This is a genomic window from Lentzea sp. CC55 (genome assembly GCF_021056325.1).
Taxonomy (GTDB): domain Bacteria; phylum Actinomycetota; class Actinomycetes; order Mycobacteriales; family Pseudonocardiaceae; genus Lentzea; species Lentzea jiangxiensis.
Genome location: NZ_JAJCXE010000022.1, coordinates 482932 through 509396, shown reverse-complemented (window position 1 = coordinate 509396; position 26465 = coordinate 482932). Strand labels below are relative to the sequence as shown.

The following is a 26465-nucleotide window of genomic DNA, read 5'->3' as shown; positions in this document are numbered from 1 at the left end:
AGGGGGTGAGGCGCCCGCACCGGAAAGGGCCCGACCGGCATTCGGGGGAGAGTGCCGGTCGGGCTTTCCGCTCCTAGCCGTAGTTCTCCTCGGTGCACCGCGCCAACGGCAGCAGTTCCGGCCGTTTCGGCGCCAGCCCGTCCCCCATCGACTCGCCCCGGAGCGTGCGGCCGATCCACGGCACGACGTACTCGCGCGCCCACTTCAGGTCGGCCTTGCGCTGGGTCACCCAGTCCGCCTGCTGGAGAGCGGGCCACGGCTCGTTCCAGGAGGGGCTGTCGATCAACCCGAGCACCTCCGCGGCCTTGAGCGCGACCCGCCGGTGACCTTCCGGTGAGAGGTGCAACCTGTCCTCACCCCAGGCCCGGCGGTCGTGCAGCACGTGCATGGACCACAGGTCGACCATCCGGCAGTGGTAGCGCTCGGCGATCGACCACAGGTGCGAGTTGTAGATGGCGATCTTGCCGCGCAGGCTCCTGAGCAGCGGGGTGGACCGCGTGTCGAAGCCGGTGAAGATGAGGACGTCCGACCCCGCGGCCCGCAGGTCGGCCACGGCCACCTCGTAGACCTCGGCGACCGCGTCGGGATCGCTGTTCGGCAGCATGATGTCGTTGCCGCCCCCGCAGAACGTGACGAGGTCGGGCTTGAGGGAGATCGCGAGCGGCACCTGCTCGTCGATGATCTCCTGAAGCATCTTGCCCCTGACCGCGAGGTTCGCGTACCGGAACTCGGGTGCGTTCGCGGCGATCATCCCGGCCAGGCGGTCGGCCCAGCCGACGTAGGTGTCGCCGGGTCCCGGGTCGTCCATGCCCTCGGTGAAGCTGTCCCCCAGGGACACGAGACTGTTCCATCGCAGCAGCACTACATCCCCCTTCGCTGTCCGCCGGGCCCTGCCCTGCCCCGGCGGAGTCCTGCGTTCGTCCGCCGGGCCTGCCCGGCCCGGGCGGGGTGTCGCCGGCCGCGCGATCCGTCCGCTGTGGCGGTTCCGCGGATCCTGCTCCGCCGCGGTTTCGGCTCCGCTGCCGAACCGCTGCGGTGGTGTTGCGGCCGTCGTCCGCGGGCTCCCAACCGCGGGCGACTGGTTAGCATGCACAACGAACCCCTGGTTACGCCACCGTCGGTTACGGCATCGTAGGTTTTGTCGCAGTGGGTGACGATTCTTTTACCACTCGATCGAGGGAAGCTGGACAGCGTTCCGGGAGATTCGTCCCACTTGGTCGCTACCTTCTGCCGGGTGCGATCTGGTTTGCCGCTTCCGTCTCTTTGTGTTGGTGTCGCGCTCGTCACAGCCGGGGTGGTCGCCGGGCTGGTGATCGGCGGGTTTCCCGGTGCCGCGCCGGGTGGCGGGAGCGACGGCGGGCCCGGTGAGCCGGAGGTGGCCCAGATCGGCGGGGACCAGCCGCCGATGGAGTTCGTGCCCTCGTCCGGTGCGGTGCGGCCCACTCGGGGGAGCGGGGCGGTTGTCGTGACTCCGCCGCGTCACTCGCACCCCGTGGTCACTCCTGAGGGGAGTGCGGCTCGGGAGAGTTCCGGGGCGGTGGCGGCGGAGAGCGTCGTGGGGACGACCGTTTTGCCGCCTGAGGTTGCGCCTTTGTCTTCCGGGGTTTTGGTGTCTGAGGTTTCTTCTGCGGTGCCGGTTCCGTAGTTGCGTTGGCGGGTGTCTGTTCAACGCTCGGGGCTCCGCCCCGGACCCCGCCGATCTGATCCGAAGCCGGGCCGGCGCCGGTCGCGGGTTGATGGCACGCCTGGTGCGTTGGGCGGCTGCCGGTTGGGGTGGTGCTTGCGTTGGTGGGGTCTTGGAAAGACGGCTCGCCTTCGGCGTCGCGGGTGGGGCCTTTCCGAGGGGGCGCCGCCGCCTGTGCCCCCTCGGAAAGGGGTGGGACCACTGCTCGGGGCGCCGCCGCCGAAAGCCCCGAGCAGTGGGCTGGGCCGTCTCAGGAGGTGCCGCCGCCGGTCTTCCCCCTGAGACGGGGCTGTCTACCCGCTGGCCGCCACGTCCAGGGTGGCTGCCGGCAGGTGGTCGTCGTAGGCCGAGCGCAGCCTCAGCTCCGCGCTCGGCGAGGCTCCGATGTGGTCGAGGCCCAGGAGTGCCGCGCCCACCACCGGTGGCACGTCGACCAGGCGGACCTGGGCCAGCGGGGCGGCTTCCACGATTCGCCGGCTGACCGGGCCCACCACCACGTCACCGGTGTTCGTGAGGACCCCGCCGCCCAGCACGACGTCGACGGGCTCGTCCATCAGGTCCAGCTTGCGCAGGGAGACGGTGGCGAGGAGTACGATCTCCTCGATCAGGCGGTCGATCTGTTGCAGCGCAACGGAATCACCCTGTGCGGCCACTTCGAAGACCAGCGGGCAGAGGGCGTGCGGGTCCAGTTCGAGCTCCTCGAAGTGGATCTTCTCCACCACGGTGAGGATCGAGGTCTCGCCGTAGTGCTCCAGCAGTGCGGGGAGCAGCAGGGTGGGCCGGCCCCGGCCGTCCTCCGCTCGCACCGCGTGCCAGAGGGCGTCGTTGCCCAGTTGGCCGCCGCCTCCCCAGTCGCCGGAGATGGCACCCAGGGCGGGGAAGCGGTGGGTTCGGCCGTCCCGGGCCACGCCCACCGCGTTGATGCCCGCTCCGCACACGACCGCCACACCCCCGGCGGCGGCGGTGCCCGCGCGGAGCAGGGCGAACGTGTCGTTGCCGACGAACGTTGTCCGTGACCAGCCTCGCTCGGAGATCGCTCGCGTCAGGTCCTCCTCCTCACGGGGCAGGTCTGCTCCCGCGAGGTAGGCGGACGTGTGCGCGGCGATCGGCTCGTCGGGGGACAGTCCCGCCTGAGCCGCGGCCTCACGTGCCAGTGCCTCGAACACGTCGAGTCCGCGCTTCATGCCCACGGTCTGCGGCGGGGCGCCGGGGCCGCGCACCTGCGCGAGCACCTTGCCGTCCGCGTCGACCAAGAGCACCGCGGTCTTGCTGTTCCCGCCGTCGATGGCGAGCACCCGGTCGGTCATCGTTGTCAGTTTCCCTTCACCCACGGCAGCAGGTCGCGGTTCTGCGCGATCAGCTCGTCGGCCAGCTGGTCCGCGATCGCGTGCTGACCGATCAGCGGGTGGGCGAGCAGCGCGTTCGCCACCCGGTCCCGGCCACCGTGCCTCGCTGCTTCCAGCGCCAGGTACTCGTACGCGGTGACGTGCGAGATCAGGCCGGAGATGGACGGTTCCACCGGACGGACGGGCAGCGGCGTGCCGCCGTTCGAGTCCACTGTGGAGGAGACCTCGACCACGGCGTCGTCGGGCAGGAAGGGCAGCGAGCCGTTGTTCCGCACGTTCACGACGTGCCTCTCGGCTCCCTCGCCGCCGGTCAGCGCGTGCACCAGCTGCACGGCCGCCTCGGAGTAGTACGCGCCGCCGCGCTGCCCGAGCTGCTCCGGCTTCGTCACGACCGACGGGTCGCCGTAGATGTCGAGCAGCTCCTTCTCCACGGCGGCGACGACCTCCGCCCGCGGCGGCTCGGTCAGCTGCTTCTTCACGACGGCGTCGTGGTTGTAGAAGTAGTTCAGGTAGTACGACGGCACCATGTTCAGGCGCCGCATCAGGGCGCCGTCGATGCCGATGTGCTCGGCCAGACCCTCGACGTGGTCCCGCAGGAGCTCCGGCAGGCGGTCGACGCCGTCCACGTACACCCCGCGTTCCCACGTGAGGTGGTTCAGGCCGACGTGCTCCAGCTCCACGGTGGACGGGTCGACGCCGAGCAGGGCGGACGTCCAGCGCTGGAACGTGATCGCCACGTTGCACAGGCCGATCGCCTTGTGGCCCTCCTGCAACAACGCGCGCGTCACGATGCCGACCGGGTTCGTGAAGTTCACGATCCACGTGTCGGGGCCGGCGAGGCGGCGCACCCGGTCCGCGATGTCCAGGACCACCGGCACGGTCCGCAGGGCCTTGGCGAGGCCTCCCGCGCCGGTGGTCTCCTGGCCGACGCACCCGCAGGTGAGCGGGAACGTCTCGTCCGAAGCGCGCGCCTTCTGCCCTCCGACCCGCAGTTGCAGCAGGACAGCCGACGCGCCCTCGACGCCCTCTTCGAGCGACGAGGTGGTGCGGACCCTCGCCGGGTGGCCCGCGTGGTCCAGCAGGCGCTGGCTGAACGGGCCGACGATGCCGAGGCGGTGCTGGTCCGGGTCGACGAGGACGATCTCGTCCACCGCCAGGCTGGTGCGCCGACCGGCGATGCCGTCGATCAGCTCCGGCGTGTAGGTGGACCCGCCACCGACGACGGTGAGTTTCACCCTTTTACCCCCGTGAACGTGATTCCCTTGACGAACGACTTCTGGGCGAAGACGAAGAGGACGACGGCCGGGACCATCGTCAGGAACGTCACCGCCATCGACGAGTTCCACTGCACGATGTGCATGCCCTTGAACGTCGCCAGGGCCAGCGACAACGTCCACTGGTCCTTCACCTCGCCGGTGTAGAGCAGCGGGCCGAAGTAGTCGTTCCAGGTGAAGAGGAAGCAGAACAGCGCGGTGGCCGCGATGCCGGGCTTCGCCATCGGCACGATGATCCGCACCAGCGCCTGGAACTCCGAGCAGCCGTCCACCCTCGCCGCGTCCACGTAGGACTGCGGGATGGTGAGCATGAACTGGCGCAGCAGGAAGATGCTGAACGCGTCGAACAGGAAGTACGGCACGATCAACGGCCACAGCGTGCCCGTCAGGCCCAGCGACGACCACGTGTCGTACAGCGGCACGGCCACGACCTGCGGTGGCAGCATCATCGCGCCGATGACGAGCAGGAACGCGAGGTTCCGGCCGCGCCACTGGAGCTTCGCGAGCGCGTAGGCCGCCGGGATCGACGAGATCAGCATGCCCGCGGTCGCGAGGAGCGAGTACGTGAGGCTGTTGACCAGGTACTGCAGCAGCGGCGCCTTGTCGAAGACCTCGACGAAGTTCTCCCAGTGCCACTCCGCCGGCCACAGGTTCGAGGTGAACGCCTGGTCGTCCGACATCACCGCGGTGAGGAAGACGAACACGACGGGTGTGGCGAACATCAGGCCGAGCGCGAGGCCGATGGCGTGGGTCGCGACCCAGTTCAGGAAGCTGCCGGTGGAGCGCTTGCGGCGCGGCTGCTCCGGTTCCGCGGGAACGTCGACCGGCGGTTTGGCCAGCGTGGCGGTCATGCTCCCGGACCCCCTTCCTCGGCGCTGGAGTTCTTGCGCATCCGCTGCACCAGCACGATGGTCACGGCGAACGAGATGACGAACAGGACGGTGGCCATCGCGGCCGCGTAGCCCATGTCGAAGTAGCGGAAGCCCTGCGTGTAGAGGTAGACCGGGAACGTCAGCGTGGAGTTGTCCGGGAAGCCGAGGTACTTGGTCGATCCGGTCGCGTCCGCCGCTCCCGAGCCGGCCGACCCCGCGACGACCGCCTGCGTGAAGAGCTGCAGCGCGAGGATCACCGAGTTCACGACGCCGAACAGCAGCACCGGTGAGATCGTCGGCAGCGTGACGTGCCACCAGCGCCGGACGGGGCCGGCGCCGTCGAGCTCGGCGGCCTCGTACTGCTCCTGCGGCACGTCGAGGATCGCGGCGAGGATGATGATCATCAGGTCGCCGGAGATCCACAGCATGATCGCGGTGATGCCGGGCTTGGCCCACGCCGGGTCCGAGAACCACAGCGGCGAGTCGACGCCGAACCAGCCGAGGACGCTGTCGACCGGACCGCCGTTGGGGCGCAGCACCATGAAGAACACGAGCGTCGCGGCCACCGGCGGTGCCAGGGACGGCAGGTAGCAGAGCGTCCTGATCAGGCCGACGCCCGACTTGAGGCGCGCGATGACCGATGCGACGCCCAGCGCGAACACCGTCCGCGCGATCGTGAGCACCACCACGAACCAGAGCGTGTTCGCGATCGCCTTGGTGAGCAGGGGATCTTTGAACATGAACTCGTAGTTCGCGAGCCCGTTGAACTCCGGCGGGTTGATCAGGTCGTACTTCGTGAAGCTGAAGACGACCGTGGCGACCAGCGGGTAGCCGAAGAACAGGACGAAGCCGATGAGGGCCGGGGCCATGAACCCGAGCACGGCGAGGCGGTGCCGGGCACGGGCCCGCCCCCTGCCGGGGGCGGGCCGAGCGCCAACGGAGGCGGTCATCGCGCGAATCCCTACTTGCCGCTCTTGGCGATCTGGTCGTCGATGTTCTTGTCGACCTCCTTGAGGCCTGCCTCCAGGTCGGCGACCTTGCCGGACTGGTAGGAGACCGAGAAGTCCGTGACGGCCTTGATGTGCGCGTCGCCGATCGGGGTGACGGGGTTGCCCTTGAGCTTGTCGCTCTTGGCGAGGTCGATGAACGTCTTGAACTGCTCGTCCACCTCGAGCTTCGGGCTCTCCATGGCGGCCTTGGTGCTGGGCACGTTCTTGATGGCGTTCGAGAGGTCGACGATCGTGTCGGTGTCGAACGACAGGTGCTTGATCAGCTCCCACGCGGCGCCGGGGTTCTTGGCGCCCTTGGGGATGCCCATGATCGTGCCGGTGGTGAAGGCGGTGCCGTAGTCGGCGGGCTTCAGGGTCGGGAACGGGGCGGTGCCGAACTTGATCTGCGGTGCCTGCGCCTTGAGGAACGCGGTGCGGTACTCACCGTCGATCATGATCGCGATCTTGCCCTGGTGGAACGCGTGGTCGGCCGAGTACTCCTGGCCGAGGCCCGCGCGGAACCGCTCGAGGGCGTCGTAGCCGTAGAAGTCGACGAGCTTCTTCTGGAACTTCATCATCTCGCTGAAGCCGTGCGAGCTCGCGAGCGAGGACTTGCCGTCCTTCTCCCACTCCGCGCCGAACGACGGCGCGAGGATGGTCGGGCGGTTGGCGTAGAAGCCCATCGTGGGCAGGTAGCCCGCGACCTCGATGTCGCCGTTCGGCGCCTTCTTGGTGGCCTTCACCGCCGCGTCGTACAGCTCGTCGAGCGTCTTCGGCGGTGTCGTGATGCCGGCTTCGGCGAGCTTGTCCTTGTTGAAGTACATGGCGTACACGTCGGTGAGCATGGGCATCGCGCAGCGGTTGCCCTTGTACTCGGTGTACTCCTGGACCGCGGGGGAGATCTGGTTCAGGTCGACCTTGTCGCGCTCGATGTAGGACTTCAGCGGCTGGAACGCCCCGGAGGAGCAGAACTGGCCGATGTTGTCCGTGGTGAACGACATCGCGACGTCCGGTGTGTTGCCCGACCGGATGCCCGCGGTGATCTTGTCGTCGTCCTGCGAGCCCTCGTGCCTGATCTCGATGTTCGGGAACTTCTTGTTGAAGGTCTTGAGGGCCTTGGTGACCTCTGCCAGCTCGCGGTCGGAGTAGTTGCTCCAGACCGTGAGCGTGAGCTTGTCGTCCTTGCCAGGAGCAGCCGCGGCGTCGGAACTCGCGCCGCCGCCCTTGCCCGCCGCACATGCGGTGAGGGTCAGCGCTGCGGCGACACAGAGCAAGGCAGCACGGGTGTGCTTGCGCATGTGCACTCCTTCTCGATCAACGTGGGGACCCGGCGGCCACAGGGCCGCGGAATGGAGCCGTGGTGGCTGCCGGCAGGCCGAACACCTGCTCGCGTGCGAAGGCCAGGGCCGAGTGCAGTGCGCCGCTGCGCACCGGTTTCCCGGTCACCAGTGCCAGCTGGACGGGAGTCCTCGGCACCACCAGTTGCCGCAGTTCCGCGGCAACGAGATCGTTCAGCGTGGTTCCGCCCGCCTGGGCGATGTCGCCGGACAGGAGGATGAGCTCCGGGTCGAGCACCGCGACGACGCCGGCCACGCCGGTGGCCATCCGCCGGGCGAGGTCGCGCAGGAACTCCCGGCCCGCGGGTCCCGCGGCCAGCGCCTTGCGCACGGCACCGTGGCCGTTGCGCGCGGGGAGGCCGTGGGCCCTGGCGAGCTCGCAGATCGACGTGCTGCTGAGCAGTTCGCCGAACGTGCCGCCCGAGCGGTCGGTGCCGGTGTCGGCGAACGCGCGGTCGGGGATCATCAACCCGTCGATCTCGCCCGCGCCGCCCGAAGCGCCGTGCAGCAGCACCCCGTTGACGACGACGGCGGCACCGACGAGGTCGGCGGGCCAGATGACGACGAAGTCGCGCACCTCCGCGGCCCGCCCGGCGACCATCTCCTCCAGCGCGACGAGGTTGACGTCGTTCTCGACGCTCACCGAGGTCGCGAGCCGTTCCCGCAGCCGGCCGGGAACGTCGAAACCGCTCCAGCCGGGCAGGTGGGGTGCGTAGCCGAGCTCGCCGTTGGCGGGGTTCACCGCTCCCGGGCAGCCCACCACGACGTGCAGCAGCCGGTCGGGGCTCAGGCCCGCCTGAGCGCACGCCTTGCCCACCGCGTGCACGAACGCGTCCAGCACGCCGTGCTTCACGGGCATCGGTGCCTTGTGCTCGGTGAGCACGGCGCCGGAGATGTCCGCGATCGCGATGTCGACCGTCTCGGGGGTGAGGTCGACGGCGGCGACGTGCGCGAGCGCCCCGGTGACCGACCACAGCTGCGCCCGCGGCCCGCGCCCGCCGCCGCGCAACCCGTCGCGGACCACGGTGCCGGCGGTTTCGAGCCTGGTGAGCAGCTGTGCGGTCGCCGGCTTGGAGAGGCCGATCAGGCCCTCCAGCTCCGACCTGGTCAGCGGCCCGTTGCGCAGCAGAGCCTCGATGGCTGCGCGGTCGTTGATCTCCCGCAGCAGTCGTGGGCTTCCGGCACGCATGGGATCCGCTCCTGTCTGTTAACTTTCCAGACGATTTTCGCAGACGGTAGTGACCTGGTTCACCGCGGTCAATCCCCGATACGGGTCCGTTACCTGACTTAGGTTCACCTAAGGCACTCTGGAACCATGACGGACGTGCGCCAGGAGTCGCTCGCATCACTGCTGGGAGGCCGGGGCGGCGCCCTCGACGCCTCCCTGCCGCCGGTGGCGTTCGTCGCGGGCTGGTTGCTCTCCGGCCACTCGATCGGCGCCGGCGCGGTCGCGGCGGTCGTCTGCGGCGTGGTGATCGGGGTCGTGCGGTTCATCCGCGGCCAGAAGCCCCGGGCCGTCGTGTTCTCGGTCCTGGCCGTGGTGGCGGCGGCGCTGATCGCGCTCTACACCGGACGCGCCGAGGACTTCTTCCTGGTCCAGCTGCTGTCCAACGTGGCCTCGGCCCTGGCCTGGGCGGGCTCGATCGCGGTGCGCTGGCCGCTGCTCGGCGTCGTCGTCGGAACCCTGCTGGGTCAGAAGACGCGCTGGCGGCGCGATCCCGCCCTGCTGCGCGCCTACTCCGTCGCGTCCTGGCCCTGGGTCGGGCAGTACGTGCTGCGGGTCGCCGTCTTCACCCCACTGTGGCTGGACGCGCAGGTGTACTGGCTGGCCACCCTGCGTCTCGCGCTGTCGTGGCCGGTGCAGATCGTCTGCATCCTGGTGTCGGGGTGGGTGCTGCGGAAGGCGCTTCCCGCGGGGCACCCCGGGTTCCGGCACCCGCAGGTGCCGGAACCCGCCCCTTGAGTTCGCAGTTGCTTGTGGATTTTGGGACTGCGGTCACAATCCAGACGAAGGGGAGTCGTCGTCGCGAACTTGATCAGCCAACTGCACAAGTGATCCTTCACCCGGTACGTACCACCGGCTGGTTCCTTGCACCGCTTTCGTCTTCAACCCGACTTGGCGAATCATGTGCTTCGTCAGGCCGCTGGGCGAGTACCGGTTCCCGTCCGCTTCCCAGAGGAGTGGCGCGCCGCGGTTGTTGACCCACGTGGCTTTGCTGCGGCGTGGATCCTCCGCCAGCCAGGGATCAAGTGCTTTTTGTTCAGGCGTCGTCCCCGCCTGGAAGTGGAGGACGGTGCCGTTTTCAAGCCTGCCGGAGTCCACGAGGACGATCACCGCATTGGTACGTCGTCCTCTCGTCTGTCGGTCGTCAGAAAGGTCTGGAGCTGTCCGTCCGTTGCGAAGGTCGAACAGCACACGTTCCGCCAGGATCGAGCACTGCTCGGCACTTCGAAAGATGGATGGAACAAACCCTGAACCGTGAATGACGTTGACGTGGTGGACGATCCAGTCGAGCGTCGTGGTCGTCAACTGTGGCACTTCGCGCAACTCTGCGTCCCAGTCGTACGCGGGATCGTCCATGCGGTCGAGCGTGAGCTGCCGGAACACCAGGTGGGCCGTGAGCATGTCCGCGTGCTCGGTGATCTTGGCTGCCCTGCCGTCTCGTTCGTCGGAATCGACTTGAACCTGATCTCTCACCACGCGAAGCAGCTCGACTGATCTCCATACTGCAAAAGCGTTCGGTTGGTGGCCGAACAGTGACGTGTAGGTGCCTTTCGGACCGGTTTCCCACAGCACGGCACTGTCGTTCTTGGCGCGAGCTGCGAACGTCGGGTCACTGTTCGCGCAGGCGAGCGCACGTGCTGCCTCGACCACCGAGCAGCCGGCTGCTGGATCAGGATCGGGTTCACCGCGCTTGATAACGTAGATCTTCTGCAGCGACAGCATGAAGTCGTCACGCAGTTGTCGTTGTGTCTGATCGAGTGCGACGAAGTCCCTTGCCTCTACCCGGTTCTGGGTGTTGGTTGCCTCGGTGATCGATTTGTCGAAGTGCTCAGGGCATTTCTCCAGCGAAATCAGCCGAACCCAGACGCGGCCGTCTGCGGACTCTTCAGACTGCTGTGAGACGGCGGCGTGAATCGACTGAACTGTCTGAGCGCCGTTCACTACACTGGCGCCGGTAAGCAGGAACTTTCCGGTCTTGGTGGTGGAATCACGTGCAGACTTCTTGATGGTGTCGCACAGAACGGTGATCCCGTTGTTGAAGTACCAGAAGTGCTCCGGGTTCTCCAGAAGGGTGCTGCGGATGCGGTTGTTCACCTCGGTGAGACCGAGCGAGCGCCTGATGTTCTGGCTGAACAGCTTCTCGCCATGATCCGCGTACCACGCAGCGACATGAGTGACTGGCATGGTGCCGTAATAAGCTCGGTACGGATCTTCGAGTGTTCCCCAGCTCTCGAGGACGGCTTCCATGTCGGCTTTTGCCTCGGCAACACCAGCTCTGATCAACCGGTAGAAGTCCGGAAACCCCAAGATTTGAACGTCGACCAACTCCTCGAGAGAGTTGAACTCGACGAGCATCCGCTTGATGTCTTCTTTGATCAACTGTGCGACGACTGGCGGCCCCATCAGTGCGATCACCAAGGTTATGCGGACGCCTGGCGTGTCGATGGCGGAACTCACCTGCCCCGCCAATTTTTGGAACCTGGCGTTGAACTGGTCGTAGTCGCCGTCCAGCAGGAGCTTGATACCACGGTGCAGTTTGAGTGTTGCCGCTTGGTCAAGGCTCGCCTTGCCTTTGTCGCTCCATTTCGTTTGCACGAGCCACAACCGCTGGGAGTTCGGAGCCACTGCGACGCCGTCGATGCCCTGATCGTCCATGCCGTCGATCACGCCGCTCGCCGCATCCGCCGCGCTGACTCCCGTCATGTCCTGAAGTGCGATCGCTGTCAGTGCCCTGGACAGGAACGCCTGCTCCTGCTCGGCCTCCGGTCTGCTTTCGAGGTCCGACAGGTCGATCAGATCGGCGAAGTCGCGGCGCAATGCATCACGAACGTGCCGCACCTGAAGGGGCATCTCAGCCACCTGCTGTTCCTCCTGTTCGGGCCATGCCAGCCGTATCGACGCGTCCAGGCCATGGCAGCTGAGGCGCTCGTCGTCATCACCTTTGGCTACTGTGCGCTGCTGGTTGTCCACTGCAAGTTAACATCATTGGCATGGCAGTGTGATCGATTTAAGTGCTCAGATCGACCTGGAGGTCGTTTTTGTTACGTTCTAGAGCTGTTCAAGCAGCTTTGGCAAGTTTTTGACCAGTGGAGTCAGGCGATGCGAGTTCTCCGGAGAAGTAAGTAGGTGAGGAGTCGATGACCTAACGCCTTGGCCATAGGTCAGCGCTTCTTCCGCTTCTTGCCGGAGCCGGGGGACAGTCCCGGTCTTGGGTGGTGGAGTGAAGCCTCGGGGAACGCCTCGATGGAGTACTAACCCTCCATGAAGTCCAGCAAGGACTTGTAGCAGAACCGGTAGGCGAGGTAGAGGAAGCCCACCGCGACGAACCCCTGCCCACCGAAGGTCGCCCGGTACTGCGCGTCGAGCCATCGTCAGCATGTAGAGCGGCATGAGCAGGAACGCGCCGACTAGCAGCAGACGTACGGGCGGCTGTCGGTCCGGAACTCCCAGTTCACCAGCCGGAGCTCGTGCCTCCTCAGCGAACGTAGGACCACAGTGGTCGCTCGACCACCTTGATGCCTCCGGTCCTGCCTGAACCAACTCCAGCGCTGTTCTGCCGACGTCTTCGGTGACCGGGACCAGCAGCTCCCGCCCCGTGCCGACGACGTGAAGCGCCGGACCGGCCTCGATGTTGAACGTGCGAGGTCTGCCGATGTCGCCGTTGGCGTAGATGATCACCTGGCAGGTCATCTCCTGCTCCACCTCGACGAGCTCGATCGACCGCATCGCCATCCACGGCAACGCAACCACGTCACGCGAACGCTTCCGGTGTGACACCAGGCCGTCCAGCACCAGCCGGTCCTCCCGGACGCACAGCCGCCCTGGTCGAGAACGTGATCTCCAGTCTCGACCGGACCAGTGCCGACATGACCGGGACGAGTCATGACCAGCACCACGAGTTCGCTCGGTTCCCAGAACACCGCGACCAGGCCGGCCGCGATCACCCACCCGACGGGCCAGCCGTGATCGCCGGCGACCTGCACGTCCGTGGAAGATCCCCGTCAAGGCACCAGGAACGCGGCCCAGCGGCACAAGACCCGCCACATCGGCAGCCGGCGCCAGTGCCACAGCAGACCGACGATGGTGATCACCAAGAACACCGCTGCGTCCGCGACCAGCTCGCCGAGGCTGGTCGGCTGGACTGACTTCCGCGCGGCGAGGGCGTTCTCCTACACGTTCAGCTGCGTGGCAGCGATGAAAGTGAAGGCGGCGGTGAAAGGCGATCAGCGCGAATCCGGCCACGCGGCGGAGGAACTGCTCGATCACAGTCCGCCCACCATCCGCTGCTTCGCCCAGTGCTCGCGCCGCTCCCGGTCGCGCGTTTCCTGCTTCACCTGGGAACGACGACGCCGCGAAGTACGTGAACGATATGCACACCGGGCTGGCGAGGGCCTATCACGAGCGGACGCGACACTCAGGCAGGCTGCTGGCGTCATGAACCGTCAGGCCTCGGCGCGTCCGGGCCTAGCACGTCGACCGCCGCCAGCCACGCCGCCCCGGCCGCCCCTTCGGTCGCCATGATCACCTGGGCGTTGCAGCGGGTGAGCAGCTCCTGTTTCAGGCAGGTGCCGACCGGGGTCTTGATCAGGCTTCCGACGAGCACGATCGGGCTGGTGTCGGACGGTGAGCGCACGGCGGAGGCCGTGTCGGCGAGCAGGCGGGCCGCCGACGAGACGATGGTCAGGGCCTCGGGGTCGCCGTGGTGGTAGGCGGAGCTGACGAGGGGTGCGAACTTCGCCAGGGCGACGGGGGGCTGGTCGTTCACGGCGTTGATCAGCTGGCCGCGGCTCCTGGCACCCGCGGCGGCGAGGACGGCGGTGGCCAGGCCCTCCAGCGGCGCGTCGAGGTCGAGCAGCCGCAACGTCGCCCGCACCGCCTCGCGGCCCAGCCAGAACGCCGAGCCGTCGTCGCCGATCAGCCAGCCGTAGCCGCCGGACCGGCCGACCATGCGGTGGCCCGCGATGCGGCCCGCGATGGAACCCGTGCCCGCCACCAGGACCGTGCCGTCGGGGGAGGAGGTGCCGGTGGCGAAGGCGGCCTCGCAGTCGGTGACCACGCGCATCGGGCAGTGCAGGCCGGCTCGTTCCCAGGCCTCGTGGAACAGGGCCGCGATCGCGGGGTCGGCCAGCTTCGAGGCACCCGCCATGCCGAGCACGCCGGAGCGGACCTTGCGGGAGTCGAGGCCGTCCAGGGCCTCCGCCAGCGCCTCGGCGATGTGGGCGGCGGCGACGGCGGGCGGGTGCGAGTTCGGGTTCGCGCCGCCCGCCAGGCCCTGGCCCAGGCGGGCGCCGTCGAGGTCCAGCACCAGAGCCCTGGTGGAGGTGCCGCCAGCGTCGAGTCCCACGACCAGATCCATAACGACCGAGTATGCCGAGAGACGCTCGCCGCAGGCACGCCCAACCGGGTGTCACCGGGTCAGGGCACGGTCACCCGTTGCGTTGTGGTGGAAGAACACCAGTGAACCGGGAGGAACCGGATCACCCGGACGAACCACTGTGGACAGTGACGGGACGGTCGTGCCGTAGTCGAACACGGCCGTCGGGGCGACGTCGACCAGGTCGTCCGGATCGGCCGGTGCGGTGTACCGGCTGAGCACCCCGGCGGTGTAGGTGACGGGGCCGGGCGGCAGGGCCGAGCGCGCGACCGGCAGGACGACGACGTCGCTGTCGAACAGGTTCGTGTCCGTCGTCCCGTCGAAGCCGTTCAGCGGCTGCTCGTCCACCACCTCGTCCGAGCCCTCGGCCTTCGTCCGCGCGAGCCAGACGTCGGCGGACACGTCGCCGCCCTTGGCCCGCTTCACGGCGGTGGTCACGAACTTCTTGCCGCCCACCGAGAACCGAACCTCGGGCCGGGTGTTGCCGCCGAGGTTCGCCCACGTGCTCCAGGTCGCGATCCCGAACGCCAGCAGCGAGTCGGTCGCCGTCGCGCCGACGTACCGCAGGTCGCCGCCGCGCGCCGTCCGGTTCGCGGCGCAGTCGGTCTGGACGTCGGGGCCGCAGTCGGGCAGCCGGTCCGACCGCGCGCCCAGTTCCAGCACGGTCATGCGCGAGCGGTAGTCCTGCTGGTCGAGGCCGCGGCCGGCGACGCGGGAGTCCGACACGGTGAGCCCCGAGACCGGCTTCGGCGCCGCGTGGACGGGGACCCGCAGGGTGCGGTCGCCCGTGAACGTCAGCAGGCCCGACGCCTCCGCCAGGAACTGGCGGCCCTCCTCCAGCGACACCGTGGGGTCGGGCGTCTTGCGCAACGCGTCGGGGCCCGAGATCCGCAGCTGCACGGGCACCGGGGCCGACCCGCCCGGCGGGAGCACGACGAGGGGCGGCGCGACCTGGAACGACACCCCGGGAACCGTGGTGATCGGCTCGTAGCGGGGCTTCAGCACCACGAGCCGCGAACCCTTGTTGACCAGGCGGATCGTCCGGCTGGCCTGCACCGGGCCGCCGACCTCGACCGTGCCGAACGACGCGTCGCCCAGGGCCAGGACGTCGGTGGAGAGGGCGGCCGGACCGTCGACCCGGCCGGCGCCGACGCGCATCGGTGCCTCCCGCACGCCCGTGGCCGACCGCACGACGCCGGAGGCGGTGTTCACCAGCGCGGCCTTGATCTCCGCGACCGTCCACTCGGGACGGGCCTCGCGCAGCAGCGCGGCGATCCCGGCCACGTGCGGCGCCGCCATCGACGTGCCGCCCATCGACACGCCGTCCGAGGCGGTGCCGGAGGCGGCGGAGAAGACCGTGTCGCCGGGCGCGGCCACCGCGATCGACGAACGGGACCGCGACGACGACGGCGTGATCGTGTCCTCGATCGACGGCTCCACGAACGGCACCGCGACCTTCAACGCCGAGGACAGGTGGGCCGTGAGCGTCCCGGCCTCCAGCGCGGGGAGCAGTTCGCGCGACGCCGCCGCCGTCATCTGGAAGGCGGGGATGTGCGCGTTGCCGGCGATCGCGGCGGCGAACACCGGCAGGGCCGTCGGCAGCAGCACGCCGGCGGCACCGGCCTTCCAGGCGTTGTCCGTGCGGACGCCGGTGCCGCACGCGCGGGTGGCGTCGCTGTCGTCCCACTCCAGCCAGACGACCTTGCCGTCCAGCGGCTCGGAGATCGGCTGGCAGCCGTCCACGTTGGACGCGAGCCGCACGACGGGCGCGGTGAGGTCGAACTCGCCCTTCAGGCTCTGGCTGTACTGGCCCGGCAGCCGCTTGCCGCCGACCTCCAGCCCGTCCAGCATCGAGAACGAGTCGCGGCTGTTCGCCACGGAGATCGCCTCGGGGGTGTTGGCGGGCGATCCGGCCACGTCGTAGAAGTCACCGCCGTTGCCGGCCGCCGCGACCACCACGACGCCGTGCTGCACGAGCTTGCGCACGAACAGCGAGTCCGGGTCGTCCGCCGCGCCGAAGTCGCTGCCCAGCGACAGGTTCACGACGTCGAGCTTGTCCGAGAAGTCGCCGTCGCCGTTGGGGTCGAGCGCCCAGTCGAGGGCCTTCGCGGTGAGGTTCGTGCCGCCCTTGCAGCCGAACACCTTGAGCGCGTAGAGCAGCGCACGCGGTGCGGTACCCGGCCCGATCTTGAGCGAGTCGAGGTCGATCGAGGAGTACGGACCGCCGTAGGTGGTGCCGTCGGCGTTGACGCCGTACCCGGCCGCGGTGCCGGCGACGTGCGTGCCGTGGCCGTTGCAGTCGACCGGGTCGGCGTCCGGCTCGGGGACCACGCCGGGCTTGCCGGTGTACGCGTCGCCCGCGAAGTCGTAACCGCCGACGACCTTGGCGTTCGGGAACGTGCCGCCGCCGAAGTCCGCGTGCCGGTAGTCGATGCCGGTGTCGACCACGCCGATCCGCACGCCGTCGCCGAGCCGCCCGAGCGACTTCCACACCTCGGACGTCCGGGTGAGGCGGACGGCGTGCGAGTTGGTGAGCTGCTTGGGGACCATCCGGTGCACCGCCCGCACCTCGGGCATGCGCGACAGGGCGGCCAGGCGGGACCTGTCGGTCGCCAGCACGACGCCGGGCACCGCGTTGGTCGTCCGGGTGACCTCGCGGCCACCGGACCGGGAGACGACCCGGGACACGTGCTCCGAGGTCGTGCTCCGCGCCGACCGGGCCTGCGGAGCGGTGCCGGTGTCGACCGCCGCGGTCGAGGTCAGCTCCACGAAGACGGTGACGTGTTCAGGTGGGGCAGGCGGTGTGAGCAGGGTGCCCACCAGGAGTGCCGCAGCCACCAAATTCATGATCAACCTCTCTTAGTCATCGGACGACTTCACGTCGGGACCTAGACGAACGCACCCCCACACGGCTATACATCCGATGTATCAGTGCGGTGTGAGAGCAGAGGAGGAGCGGCCGTGCAGTTCTTGCGCCTGGGACCGGTCGGTGATGAACGGCCTGCTGTGAGGACCGACGACGAGACCACGTACGACCTCCTGCCGATCACCCCGGACGTCGACGGGGCGTTCCTCGCGAACGACGGCGTGAACCGCGTGCGCGCCGCGGTGGAGGCCGGTGAGCTGGAGGTGCTGGACACCGCGGGCGTCCGCGTCGGGCCACCGCTCGCGCACCCCGGCAAGATCATCTGCATCGGTCTCAACTACCGCGACCACGCGGAGGAGACCGGCGCCGACATCCCCGGTGAGCCGGTGGTGTTCCTCAAGGCGCCGGACACGGTCGTCGGCCCGTACGACGAGGTGCTCGTCCCGCGCCGGTCCGTGAAGACCGACTGGGAGGTCGAGCTCGGCGTCGTCATCGGGCGCACCGCCCGCTACCTGGAGTCCGAAGAGGACGCTCTGGCGTGCGTCGGCGGGTACGTGCTGTCGCACGACGTCTCCGAGCGGGAGTTCCAGATCGAGCGGGGCGGCACGTGGGACAAGGGCAAGAACTGCGAGACGTTCAACCCTCTCGGCCCCTTCCTCGTGCCCGCCGACGAGATCGCCGACCCGCAGAACCTCGAGATGCGGCTCTGGGTGAACGGCGAGATCCGGCAGAACTCGTCCACCAAGAACATGATCTTCCCCATCGCGGAGGTCGTGCGCTACCTCAGCCAGTTCCTTGTCCTTCGTCCGGGTGACGTCATCAACACGGGTACACCCGCCGGAGTGGCGCTCGGCCAGCCGGAGCCCAAGCCGTACCTGCGCGCGGGGGACGTCGTCGAGCTCGAGATCGAGGGTCTCGGCAGGCAGCGGCAGATCCTCGGGCAGGCCTGAGCCCATGCCCAAGATCACCGAACTGGACGTGCTGGACATCAGGTTCCCCACGTCCAGGGAGCTCGACGGCTCCGACGCGATGAACCCCGACCCGGACTACAGCGCCGCGTACGTGGTGCTGCGGACCGACGAGGGCCCGGAGGGGTACGGCCTCGCCTTCACGATCGGCCGCGGCAACGACGTGCAGGCCGCCGCGATCAGGGCGCTGGCCCCGCACGTCGTCGGCAAGGACGTGCCGGAGACCGCGGCGGCGCTGGGGGAGCTGTACTTCGAGCTGATCGGCGACTCGCAGCTGCGCTGGCTCGGCCCCGAGAAGGGCGTCGCGCACATGGCGATCGGCGCGGTCGTCAACGCGGCCTGGGACCTCGCGGCCCGCCGCGCCGGGCTGCCGGTCTGGCGCTTCCTCGCCCGGATGTCACCCGAGGAGGTCGTCGGCCTCGTCGACTTCCGCTACCTCTCCGACGCCCTGACGCCGGAGGAGGCGCTGCGGATCCTGCGCGAGGCCGAGGAGGGCAAGGCCGGGCGGGCCGAGGCGATCGCCCGCGACGGCTACCCGGCCTACACGACGTCACCGGGCTGGCTCGGCTACTCCGACGAGAAGCTCGCGGGCCTCGCGCGGCAGGCGCTCGCCGACGGCTTCGACATGATCAAACTCAAGGTCGGCGGCAGCCTCGACGACGACGTGCGCCGCATGAAGCTCGCCCGCGAGGTCGTCGGCGACGACGTCCGCGTGGCGGTCGACGCGAACCAGCGCTGGGACGTCGGCACGGCGGTGCGCTGGATGCGCGAACTGGCGCCGTACGACCCGTACTGGATCGAGGAGCCCACCTCGCCGGACGACGTGCTGGCCCACCGCGCGATCGCCGACGCGCTGGCCCCCATCCGGGTCGCGACCGGCGAGCACGTGCAGAACCGCGTGGTGTTCAAGCAGCTGCTGCAGGCCGGCGCGATCGACGTGCTGCAGCTCGACGCGTGCCGGGTCGCGGGCGTGAACGAGAACATCGCGATCCTGTTGCTGGCCAAGAAGTTCGGCGTCCCGGTGTGCCCGCACGCCGGTGGGGTCGGCCTGTGCGAGCTGGTCAGGCACCTGTCGTTCTTCGACTACGTCGCGATCTCCGGCGAGGTCGGCGAGCGCGTGATCGAGTGGGTCGACCACCTGCACGAGCACTTCCTCGACCCGGCCGTCGTCGAGGGGGGCCGCTACCTCGCGCCCGCCGAACCCGGGTTCTCCGCTCGGCTCAAGGACGAGACGCTGGTCGAGTACGTCTACCCCGAAGGTCCTGTGTGGATGGAGCTGGAGGGCCGGGATGACTGACTTCGAGGGGCTCGTCGCCCTCGTCACGGGTGGGGCGTCCGGCATCGGCCTGGCCACCGCGACCCTGCTGAGCAGCAGGGGAGCGGCGGTCGCGGCGCTGGACCTGAACCCGGACGTGCCGGACCCGATCGTCGGGATCCGCACGGACGTCTCGGACGACGAGAGCGTCCGGGCCGCGGTCGGCGAGGTCGTCGAGCGGTTCGGACGGCTCGACGTCGTGGTGAACAACGCGGGCATCGGTGCGCAGGGCGACGTCCTCGCCAACTCCGACGAGGAGTGGTCGAGGGTCCTGGACGTCAACGTCATGGGCGTGGTCAGGGTGTCGCGGGCGGCGCTGCCGCACCTGCGGAGCTCGCCCGCCGCGGCGATCGTCAACACCTGCTCCATCGCCGCCTGGGCGGGGTTGCCGAACCGCGCCCTCTACTCGGCCAGCAAGGGCGCGGTGTACTCGCTGACCCTCGCGATGGCCGCCGACCACGTGCGCGAGGGCATCCGCGTCAACGCGGTCGCCCCCGGCACGGCGGACACCCCGTGGGTGGGCCGCCTGCTCGACTCGGCGCCGGACCCGGCCGCCGAACGAGCCGCGTTGGAGGCACGCCAGCCGCACGGCCGGCTCGTCTCCGCCGACGAGGTCGCGGGAGCCATCGCCTACCTGGCGAGCCCGCTCTCGGGATCCACCGCCGGCACGGTCCTCGCCGTCGACGGCGGCATGCACGGCTTGCGCTTGCGTCCCCCGCAGTCATGAAAGGCAACTCAACGATGAAGCGTCGCAACCTCACCGCAGCGGTGTGCCTCGCGTTCGCCGGTGCCCTCACCCTGACCGCCTGTGGTGGTGGTGCCACCGGGACCGGCAGCGGAGGCGTCGGTCCGATCGGGGCCGACCACCCGCGCGCCGACACCGACTTCTGGAACTCCTACATCAAGTACTTCCCCGAGAAGGCGAAGGACCTCGGGGTCGGCCTGCTGAACCCCACCAACTCGCAGAACAAGGTGGAGAACCTGGTCGCCAACGCCCAGTCGCTGCAGTCGCAGGGCGCCAAGGCGATCATCATGGCCCCGCAGGACACCGGCGCGATCGCGTCCACCCTGGACCGCCTCGACAAGGCGAAGATCCCGGTGATCACCGTCGACACCCGTCCCGACAAGGGCAAGACCTACATGGTCGTGCGCGCGGACAACAAGGCGTACGGCGAGAAGGCCTGCAAGTTCCTCGGCGACAAGTTGGGCGGCAAGGGCAAGGTGGTCGAGTTCCAGGGCGCGCTCGCGTCGGTCAACGGGCGCGACCGGTCCGAGGCGTTCGCGGCGTGCATGAAGCAGAACTACCCCGGCATCACGGTGTTCGAGGAACCGACCGACTGGGAGGGTGCCAAGGCGGCCGCCGCCCTGCAGACGCGGCTCAACCAGCACCCGGACATCGGCGGCATCTACATGCAGGCCGGTGGTGCGTTCCTCACGCCGACGCTGCAGGTGCTGCGGCAGAAGAACCTGATCGTGCCGCCGACCGACCCGAAGCACATCTTCATCGTCTCCAACGACGGCATCCCGTCGGAGCTCGAAGCCATCCGCAAGGGCGAGATCGACGCGACCGTCTCGCAGCCGGCCGACCTCTACGCGCAGTGGGCGCTCTTCTACGCGAAGGCCGCTGTCGAGGGCAAGACGTTCCAGCCCGGCAAGACCGACCACGACTCCACGATCGTCGACGTCGGCGGCGGACGCCTGGAGGACCAGCTGCCCGCGCCGCTGATCACCAAGGAGAACGTCGACGACAAGGCGTTCTGGGGGAACCAGATCTGATGGGCGAGTTCGCGGCTGTCGCACGCGGCGTCACGAAGAGGTTCGGGCGCACGCTCGCGCTGGACGACGTGGGCATCGAGGTCCGCGCCGGTGAGTCGCACGCACTCGTCGGCCGCAACGGCGCGGGCAAGTCGACGCTGGTCTCGATCCTGACCGGCATGCGGGCGCCGGACGCGGGCGAGGTCGCCTTCTTCGGCGAACCGGCGCCGCCCGTCGCCGACAGCGCGGCGTGGCGCCGGCACGTCGCCTGCGTCTACCAGAAGGCGACGGTCGTGCCGGAGCTGTCCGTCGCCGAGAACCTGTTCATCAACCGGCAGGACCTCGGCGGCGGTCTGATCAGCTGGAAGAAGCTGCGTGCGGAAGCTGCCTCCTTGCTGGAGACCTACGACGTGGCGGTGCGCCCGGACGAGCTGGTGTCCGCGCTGACCGTCGAGCAGCGCCAGCTCGTCGAGATCGCACGGGCGCTGTCGATCGGCTCGCGGTTCGTGATCCTCGACGAACCGACCGCGCAGCTCGACGGCCCGGCGATCGAGCGGCTCTTCGACCGGATGAGGTCGTTGCAGGACAAGGGGGTGACGTTCCTGTTCATCTCCCACCACCTGCAGGAGGTCTACGAGGTCTGCCAGACGGTGACGGTCTACCGCGACGCGCGGCACGTCGTCACCGCGCCGGTCTCGGAGATGTCGAAGCCCGACCTGATCGAGGCGATGACCGGTGAGGCGGGCGGCCTCACCGTGCCGAGCGGGGACGACAGGCCTTCCTCGGCGGAGGAGGTGCTGACCGTGTCGTCGCTGAGCGGTGACCACTTCTCGGACATCTCGCTGACGGCGACGCGTGGCGAGGTCATCGGGCTCGCGGGCAGCGCGTCGTCGGGGAAGCACGAGTTCGCCGAGACGGTCTACGGGCTGCGCAAGCCGTCGGCCGGATCGATCTCGGTGGACGGGGCGCCGGTGCGCGGCGGTGACGTTCCGGCGGCCTTGAGGGCCGGGATCGGCTGCGTGCCGCGGGATCGGCACCACCAGGGGCTCGTGCTGGACCTGTCGATCGCGGAGAACGCGACCATGAGCACGGCCGGGGCGTTCGTGTGGCCGTCGGCGCAACGCGCCGCGGGCAGCACCGCGATCGCGTCGTACGACGTCAAGGCCGCCGGACCCGGCCAGCCGGTGTCCGACCTGTCCGGCGGCAACCAGCAGAAGGTCGTGATGGCGCGTGCCCTCGCCGGCGACCCGTCCGTGCTGGTGCTGATCAACCCGACCGCGGGGGTCGACGTGAAGTCCAAGGAGTCGCTGCTCGGGGTCGTCGACGCGCAGGCGCGCCGCGGCAAGGCCGCCCTCGTGGTCTCCGACGAGCTCGACGACCTGCGGGTCTGCGACCGCGTGCTGGTGCTGTTCCACGGCCGGGTCGTGCGGGAGTTCGGCCGGGGCTGGCACGACCAGGAACTCATCGCGGCCATCGAAGGGATGAGCTCGGAATGACCAAGGCCATGACTGAGCCGGTCGCGGCACCCGCGCCCGGGAAGCAGAAGTTCCGGCTGGCGCGCTACCAGGACCTCGCGCTGGTGCCGGTGATCGTCCTGCTGCTGGTCGTCGGGGCGGTCCTGTCGCCGATCTTCCTGACGCCCGCGAACCTGATCGCCGTGCTGACCCAGCAGAGCGAGCTGTCGCTGCTGGTGCTGGGCCAGGCGATGATCCTCGTCGTCGGCAAGATGGACCTGTCGCTCGAGTCGACGGTCGGTCTCGCGCCCGCGCTGGCGGTCGCGCTGATCATCCCCGCGTCCGCCGGCGGGCTGGACGTCGGGCTGGCGGCGTGGCTCGCGTTGCCCCTGTGCCTCCTGATCGGCGTGGCGATCGGCGGCCTCAACGGGTTCCTGATCCTCAAGGTCGGGCTGTCCGGGTTCATGGTGACGCTGGGCATGCTCACGATGCTGCGCGGCCTGCAGCTCGCGATCACCGAGGGCAAGTCGCTGATCGACGTGCCGGAGTCGTTCCTGTACCTGGGCTCCGCGACGTGGCTCGGGCTGCCGGCGGCGGTGTGGATCTGCGTCGTCTGCTACGCCGTGGGCATCTTCGTGCTGAAGTACCTGCGCGCCGGGCGGTCGCTGTACGCGATCGGCGGCAACTCCGAGGCCGCGCGTGCCGCGGGCATCCGGGTCGACCGCGTGGTGTGGACCGTGCTGGTCATCGGCTCGGTGCTGGCGGTGGTCGCGGGCATCCTCATGACCGGGCGGCTCGGGTCCGTCGCCGCGACGCAGGGCGAGGGCATGATCTTCCAGGTCTTCGCGGCCGCGGTGATCGGCGGCATCTCGCTGCAGGGCGGCAAGGGCACGCTGTTCGGCGCGCTGTCCGGTGTCCTGATGCTGGGGCTCGTGGAGCAGATCCTGCGGTTGCAGGGTGTTTCCGGCTTCTACATCAAGGCCTCGTACGGCGCGGTGATCATCCTCGCGTTGGTCGTGACGCGGTTCGCGACCGGTCAGAAGCAGGAGTGAGCCCGTGGAGACCGTTGCCCTGCACACCCGGCTCCGCGAGGGCCGCGAAGCCGACTACGACCGGGTCCACGCGACGATCCCGGCCGAGCTCGACGGGGCGTTGCGCGAGGCCGGCGTGCACTCGTGGCGGATCTGGCGATCCGGGCGCGACCTGTTCCACCTCGTCGAGGTGGACGACTACCGCGCGATGAGGGCCCGCTTGGCCGAGCACCCCGCCAACGTTCCGTGGCAGGCTCGGATGGCCGAGCTGCTGGAGGTCCCCGACGACTACTCCGGCGCCGAACCCGCTGTGCGACTCGTGTGGGAGCTGCCGTGAAGATCGCTGTTTCCCGTCTGGGCTTCGGCGGCGCGCCGATCGGCAACCTGTACCGCGAGGTCTCCGACGAGGAGGCCTTCGGCGCGGTCGAGGCGGCGTGGCAGTCCGGCGTCCGGTACTTCGACACCGCGCCGCACTACGGGCTCGGGCTGTCGGAACGCCGGCTCGGCGTCGCCCTGGCCGGTCGTCCGCGCGACGAGTACGTGATCTCCACGAAGGTCGGGCGGTTGCTGGAGCCGTTCGACGGCGAGGGCTCCGACGACGAGGGCTTCGCGGTGCCGCGGCACTTCCGCCGCGTGCGGGACTACTCGGCCGACGGCGTCCGCAGGTCCATCGAGTCCTCTTTGGAGCGCCTCGGGACGGACCGGGTGGAGGTCGTCTACATCCACGACCCCGACGAGCACTGGGACGCGGCCTTCTCGCAGGCGTACCCGGCCCTGGAAGAGTTGCGGTCGCAGGGCGTCGTGCGGGCGATCGGCGTCGGCATGAACCAGTGGGAGATGCCGGAGCGGTTCGTCCGCGAGACCGACATCGATGTGGTGATGCTGGCCGGGCGGTACACGCTGCTCGAACAACCCGCGCTGCCGTCGTTCCTGCCCGCGTGCGCCGAGCGCGGCGTGTCGGTCGTGGCCTGCGGTGTCTTCAACTCCGGGCTGCTGTCGAAGCCGGTCGTGCCGCCGGACGCGAAGTACGACTACGCGGACGCGCCGCCCGAGCCGGTGGCACGGGCCAGGGCGATCGCCTCGGTCTGCGACCGGCACGGGGTGACGCTGCCGGAGGTGGCGATCCAGTTCGCCCTCGGGCACCCGGCCGTCGTGTCGGTCGTGGTCGGGGCGCGGACGGCCGCGCAGATGACGTCGAACGCCGCCCGCTTCTCGGCGTCGATCCCGGCCGGTCTCTGGGACGAGCTGAAGTCGTCGGGACTGCTGGGCGAGGAGGTCCCGACGCCGTGATCGTCGACGCTCACCACCACCTGTGGGACCTGTCCGCCCGCGACCAGGACTGGATCACCGATCCGCCGATGGGCGCGATCCGGCGGTCGTTCCTGGAACCGGACTTCGTCGCGGCCGCGCCGGAGGTCGCCGCCTCCGTGCTGGTGCAGACGGTGTGCGTGCCGGAGGAGACGCCGGAGTTCCTGGCGGTGGCGGCGTCCTCGGACGTCGTCGGCGCGGTGGTGGGGTGGACCGACCTGACCTCGCCCGCCGTCGGTGACGCCCTGGCGGAGCTGGTCGGCTCCCCGGACGGCTCGTGGCTGCGCGGGATCCGGCACCAGGTGCAGAGCGAGCCCGACCCGGAGTGGTTGTGCCGCGGGGACGTCCGGAACGGCCTGCGCCACGTCGGGGCGCACGGGCTGGTCTACGAGCTGCTGACGTTGCCGCACCAGCTGCCGGCGGCGCGCCGGACCGTGGCGGCGCTGCCCACCGTGCCGTTCGTCGTGGACCACTGCTCGAAGCCCGTGATCGGCTCGGACCCGGGGGAGTGGGCCGGGCTGATCCGGTCGCTGGCGGCGCACGAGAACGTGACGTGCAAGCTGTCCGGCCTGGTCACCGAGGCGGACTGGAGGTCGTGGACCGTCGCCGACCTGCGGCCGCACTTCGAGGTCGTGCTCGACGCGTTCGGACCGGAGAGGCTGATGTTCGGCTCCGACTGGCCCGTGTGCCTGCTGGCCGCCACCTACGACGAGTGGCTCGGTGCCGCGCGGGAACTGGTGTCGGAGCTGTCCGCCGGCGAGCAGGACGCGATCTTCTCGGGCACTGCTCGCCGGGTGTACTCCCTCTAGAAGAGGGCCTTCAGCTCGTTGATCAGCTGCGGCGTGGCGCCGGCCAGCGGTTCGCGGACCGGGCCGGACGGCAGGCCGAGCAGGGTGAGCGCCGCCTTGACGGCGACGGCACCGGGCTCGCGGGTCATGATCGCCGTGATCACCGGCAGCAGCGCCTGGTGGCGGCGCAGGGCTTCCTTGTTGTCGCCCTCGTCGTAGGCGTCGAGCATCGCCTTGATCTCGTTGCCGACGACGTGGCCGACGGTGCTGACCGTGCCGACGCCGCCGATCGAGTAGAGCGGCAGGATCAGCTCGTCGTTGCCGGAGTAGTAGTCGAGGCCGGTCTCGGCGATCACGCGGGCGGTCGCGAGCAGGTCGACCTTGCAGTCCTTCACGCCGACGATCCGCGGGTGCTCGGCGAGCCGGAGCAGCGTCTCGGTGTCGATCGCGGTGCCCGTGCGGCCGGGGATGTCGTAGAGCAGCGCCGGGAGGCCGGACGCGTTCGCCACCTGCCTGAAGTGGTTCTCGACGCCCTCCTGCGTGGGCTTGCTGTAGTACGGCGTCACGACCAGCAGGCCGTCGGCGCCGTTGTCCTCGGCCTGGCGGGCGAGCTCGACCGTGTGACGCGTGGAGTTGGTGCCGACGCCCGCGAGGACCTGCGTGCGGTCGCCGACGGCCTCCTTCACGGCCTTGACGACCTGCGCCTTCTCGGCGTCGGTGGTCGTGGGCGCCTCACCGGTCGTGCCGTTGACGACCAGCCCGTCCGCGCCGCCCCTGTCGACGAGGTGCGCCGCCAGCTCCTGCGCACCCTTGAGGTCCAGGTCACCGTCGGGGGTGAACGGGGTGACCATCGCTACCAGCACTCGTCCGAACATGCCT

At 69.4% G+C, this 26465-nt stretch carries 21 protein-coding genes; 10 read left to right on the top strand and 11 right to left on the bottom strand.

The window, feature by feature from the left end; genetic code table 11:
- Positions 1–73: 73 nt before the first annotated feature.
- The 7 genes from L6E10_RS18270 to L6E10_RS18240 all read right to left on the bottom strand — a co-directional run bounded on the left by L6E10_RS18270 (position 74) and on the right by L6E10_RS18240 (position 8691).
- The gene (locus tag L6E10_RS18270) at positions 74–838 is read right to left on the bottom strand and encodes an SGNH/GDSL hydrolase family protein (RefSeq protein WP_236220696.1); all 765 of its coding nucleotides are present in this window, start codon (positions 836–838) and stop codon (positions 74–76) included.
- 1139 nt (positions 839–1977) lie between these two features.
- On the bottom strand, positions 1978–2991 hold the full coding sequence (locus tag L6E10_RS18265) for an N-acetylglucosamine kinase (RefSeq protein WP_236220695.1): 1014 nt from the start codon (positions 2989–2991) through the stop codon (positions 1978–1980).
- 5 nt (positions 2992–2996) lie between these two features.
- Positions 2997–4265 carry a 6-phospho-beta-glucosidase gene (locus tag L6E10_RS18260; protein WP_236220694.1) on the bottom strand — a complete coding sequence of 423 codons (1269 nt, stop codon included), beginning with the start codon at positions 4263–4265 and terminating at the stop codon, positions 2997–2999.
- Positions 4262–5155 (bottom strand): carbohydrate ABC transporter permease, encoded by an 894-nt coding sequence (locus L6E10_RS18255; RefSeq protein WP_236220693.1) that lies wholly within the window; start codon positions 5153–5155, stop codon positions 4262–4264. Before L6E10_RS18255 ends, L6E10_RS18260 begins: the two co-directional genes overlap by 4 nt.
- Positions 5152–6126 carry a carbohydrate ABC transporter permease gene (locus tag L6E10_RS18250; protein WP_236220692.1) on the bottom strand — a complete coding sequence of 325 codons (975 nt, stop codon included), beginning with the start codon at positions 6124–6126 and terminating at the stop codon, positions 5152–5154. The genes L6E10_RS18255 and L6E10_RS18250 overlap by 4 nt, the downstream gene beginning before the upstream one ends.
- An 11-nt stretch (positions 6127–6137) precedes the next feature.
- Positions 6138–7463, bottom strand: a complete 1326-nt coding sequence (locus L6E10_RS18245; protein ID WP_236220691.1) for an ABC transporter substrate-binding protein — start codon at positions 7461–7463, stop codon at positions 6138–6140.
- Between the two features lie 16 nt (positions 7464–7479).
- On the bottom strand, positions 7480–8691 hold the full coding sequence (locus L6E10_RS18240) for an ROK family transcriptional regulator (RefSeq protein WP_236220690.1): 1212 nt from the start codon (positions 8689–8691) through the stop codon (positions 7480–7482).
- A gap of 126 nt (positions 8692–8817) precedes the next feature.
- Between L6E10_RS18240 and L6E10_RS18235 the strand changes: the two genes are divergently transcribed.
- Positions 8818–9465 (top strand): DUF3159 domain-containing protein, encoded by a 648-nt coding sequence (locus L6E10_RS18235; protein WP_236220689.1) that lies wholly within the window; start codon positions 8818–8820, stop codon positions 9463–9465.
- A 33-nt stretch (positions 9466–9498) separates the two neighbouring features.
- Here the strand turns inward: L6E10_RS18235 and L6E10_RS40860 are convergent, their stop codons facing one another.
- From L6E10_RS40860 to L6E10_RS18220, 3 genes are all read right to left on the bottom strand, one after another.
- Complete coding sequence (locus L6E10_RS40860; RefSeq protein WP_236220688.1) at positions 9499–11697, bottom strand: AIPR family protein; 2199 nt, start codon at positions 11695–11697, stop codon at positions 9499–9501.
- 1462 nt (positions 11698–13159) lie between these two features.
- Entirely contained in the window at positions 13160–14083 is a 924-nt protein-coding gene (locus L6E10_RS18225) for an N-acetylglucosamine kinase (protein WP_236220687.1), read from the bottom strand.
- Between the two features lie 51 nt (positions 14084–14134).
- Complete coding sequence (locus L6E10_RS18220; protein WP_374236904.1) at positions 14135–16948, bottom strand: S8 family serine peptidase; 2814 nt, start codon at positions 16946–16948, stop codon at positions 14135–14137.
- A 114-nt stretch (positions 16949–17062) separates the two neighbouring features.
- Between L6E10_RS18220 and L6E10_RS18215 the strand changes: the two genes are divergently transcribed.
- Genes L6E10_RS18215 through L6E10_RS18175 form a run of 9 tightly spaced genes read left to right on the top strand, consistent with a single transcriptional unit; the run spans position 17063 to position 25607 of the window.
- Complete coding sequence (locus L6E10_RS18215; RefSeq protein ID WP_236220686.1) at positions 17063–17917, top strand: fumarylacetoacetate hydrolase family protein; 855 nt, start codon at positions 17063–17065, stop codon at positions 17915–17917.
- A 4-nt stretch (positions 17918–17921) separates the two neighbouring features.
- On the top strand, positions 17922–19232 hold the full coding sequence (locus L6E10_RS18210) for an enolase C-terminal domain-like protein (protein ID WP_236220685.1): 1311 nt from the start codon (positions 17922–17924) through the stop codon (positions 19230–19232).
- The gene (locus tag L6E10_RS18205; RefSeq protein ID WP_236220684.1) at positions 19225–19977 is read left to right on the top strand and encodes an SDR family NAD(P)-dependent oxidoreductase; all 753 of its coding nucleotides are present in this window, start codon (positions 19225–19227) and stop codon (positions 19975–19977) included. Before L6E10_RS18210 ends, L6E10_RS18205 begins: the two co-directional genes overlap by 8 nt.
- A gap of 14 nt (positions 19978–19991) precedes the next feature.
- Positions 19992–21026 (top strand): sugar ABC transporter substrate-binding protein, encoded by a 1035-nt coding sequence (locus L6E10_RS18200; protein ID WP_236220683.1) that lies wholly within the window; start codon positions 19992–19994, stop codon positions 21024–21026.
- The gene (locus tag L6E10_RS18195) at positions 21026–22501 is read left to right on the top strand and encodes a sugar ABC transporter ATP-binding protein (protein ID WP_236220682.1); all 1476 of its coding nucleotides are present in this window, start codon (positions 21026–21028) and stop codon (positions 22499–22501) included. Before L6E10_RS18200 ends, L6E10_RS18195 begins: the two co-directional genes overlap by 1 nt.
- 8 nt (positions 22502–22509) lie before the next feature.
- Positions 22510–23511 (top strand): ABC transporter permease, encoded by a 1002-nt coding sequence (locus tag L6E10_RS18190; protein WP_236220681.1) that lies wholly within the window; start codon positions 22510–22512, stop codon positions 23509–23511.
- 4 nt (positions 23512–23515) lie between these two features.
- On the top strand, positions 23516–23827 hold the full coding sequence (locus L6E10_RS18185; protein WP_236220680.1) for an L-rhamnose mutarotase: 312 nt from the start codon (positions 23516–23518) through the stop codon (positions 23825–23827).
- The gene (locus L6E10_RS18180) at positions 23824–24780 is read left to right on the top strand and encodes an aldo/keto reductase (protein ID WP_236220679.1); all 957 of its coding nucleotides are present in this window, start codon (positions 23824–23826) and stop codon (positions 24778–24780) included. Before L6E10_RS18185 ends, L6E10_RS18180 begins: the two co-directional genes overlap by 4 nt.
- Positions 24777–25607: an amidohydrolase gene (locus tag L6E10_RS18175; protein ID WP_236220678.1), complete on the top strand. Its 831-nt coding sequence runs from the start codon at positions 24777–24779 to the stop codon at positions 25605–25607. The genes L6E10_RS18180 and L6E10_RS18175 overlap by 4 nt, the downstream gene beginning before the upstream one ends.
- Here the strand turns inward: L6E10_RS18175 and dapA are convergent.
- The gene (gene dapA, locus L6E10_RS18170; protein WP_236220677.1) at positions 25604–26461 is read right to left on the bottom strand and encodes a 4-hydroxy-tetrahydrodipicolinate synthase; all 858 of its coding nucleotides are present in this window, start codon (positions 26459–26461) and stop codon (positions 25604–25606) included. The two genes, L6E10_RS18175 and dapA, sit on opposite strands and share 4 nt — an antisense overlap.
- Positions 26462–26465 lie beyond the last annotated feature (4 nt).

Coding starts and splice junctions, on each gene's coding strand:
- dapA (WP_236220677.1), bottom strand. CDS start 26,461: ATGTTCGGACGAGTGCTGGTAGCGATGGTCACCCCGTTCACCCCCGAC.
- L6E10_RS18245 (WP_236220691.1), bottom strand. CDS start 7,463: ATGCGCAAGCACACCCGTGCTGCCTTGCTCTGTGTCGCCGCAGCGCTG.
- L6E10_RS18205 (WP_236220684.1), top strand. CDS start 19,225: ATGACTGACTTCGAGGGGCTCGTCGCCCTCGTCACGGGTGGGGCGTCC.
- L6E10_RS18225 (WP_236220687.1), bottom strand. CDS start 14,083: ATGGATCTGGTCGTGGGACTCGACGCTGGCGGCACCTCCACCAGGGCT.
- L6E10_RS18190 (WP_236220681.1), top strand. CDS start 22,510: ATGACTGAGCCGGTCGCGGCACCCGCGCCCGGGAAGCAGAAGTTCCGG.
- L6E10_RS18240 (WP_236220690.1), bottom strand. CDS start 8,691: ATGCGTGCCGGAAGCCCACGACTGCTGCGGGAGATCAACGACCGCGCA.
- L6E10_RS18195 (WP_236220682.1), top strand. CDS start 21,026: ATGGGCGAGTTCGCGGCTGTCGCACGCGGCGTCACGAAGAGGTTCGGG.
- L6E10_RS18250 (WP_236220692.1), bottom strand. CDS start 6,126: ATGACCGCCTCCGTTGGCGCTCGGCCCGCCCCCGGCAGGGGGCGGGCC.
- L6E10_RS18235 (WP_236220689.1), top strand. CDS start 8,818: ATGACGGACGTGCGCCAGGAGTCGCTCGCATCACTGCTGGGAGGCCGG.
- L6E10_RS18220 (WP_374236904.1), bottom strand. CDS start 16,948: ATGAATTTGGTGGCTGCGGCACTCCTGGTGGGCACCCTGCTCACACCG.
- L6E10_RS18200 (WP_236220683.1), top strand. CDS start 19,992: ATGAAGCGTCGCAACCTCACCGCAGCGGTGTGCCTCGCGTTCGCCGGT.
- L6E10_RS18265 (WP_236220695.1), bottom strand. CDS start 2,991: ATGACCGACCGGGTGCTCGCCATCGACGGCGGGAACAGCAAGACCGCG.
- L6E10_RS18210 (WP_236220685.1), top strand. CDS start 17,922: ATGCCCAAGATCACCGAACTGGACGTGCTGGACATCAGGTTCCCCACG.
- L6E10_RS18255 (WP_236220693.1), bottom strand. CDS start 5,155: ATGACCGCCACGCTGGCCAAACCGCCGGTCGACGTTCCCGCGGAACCG.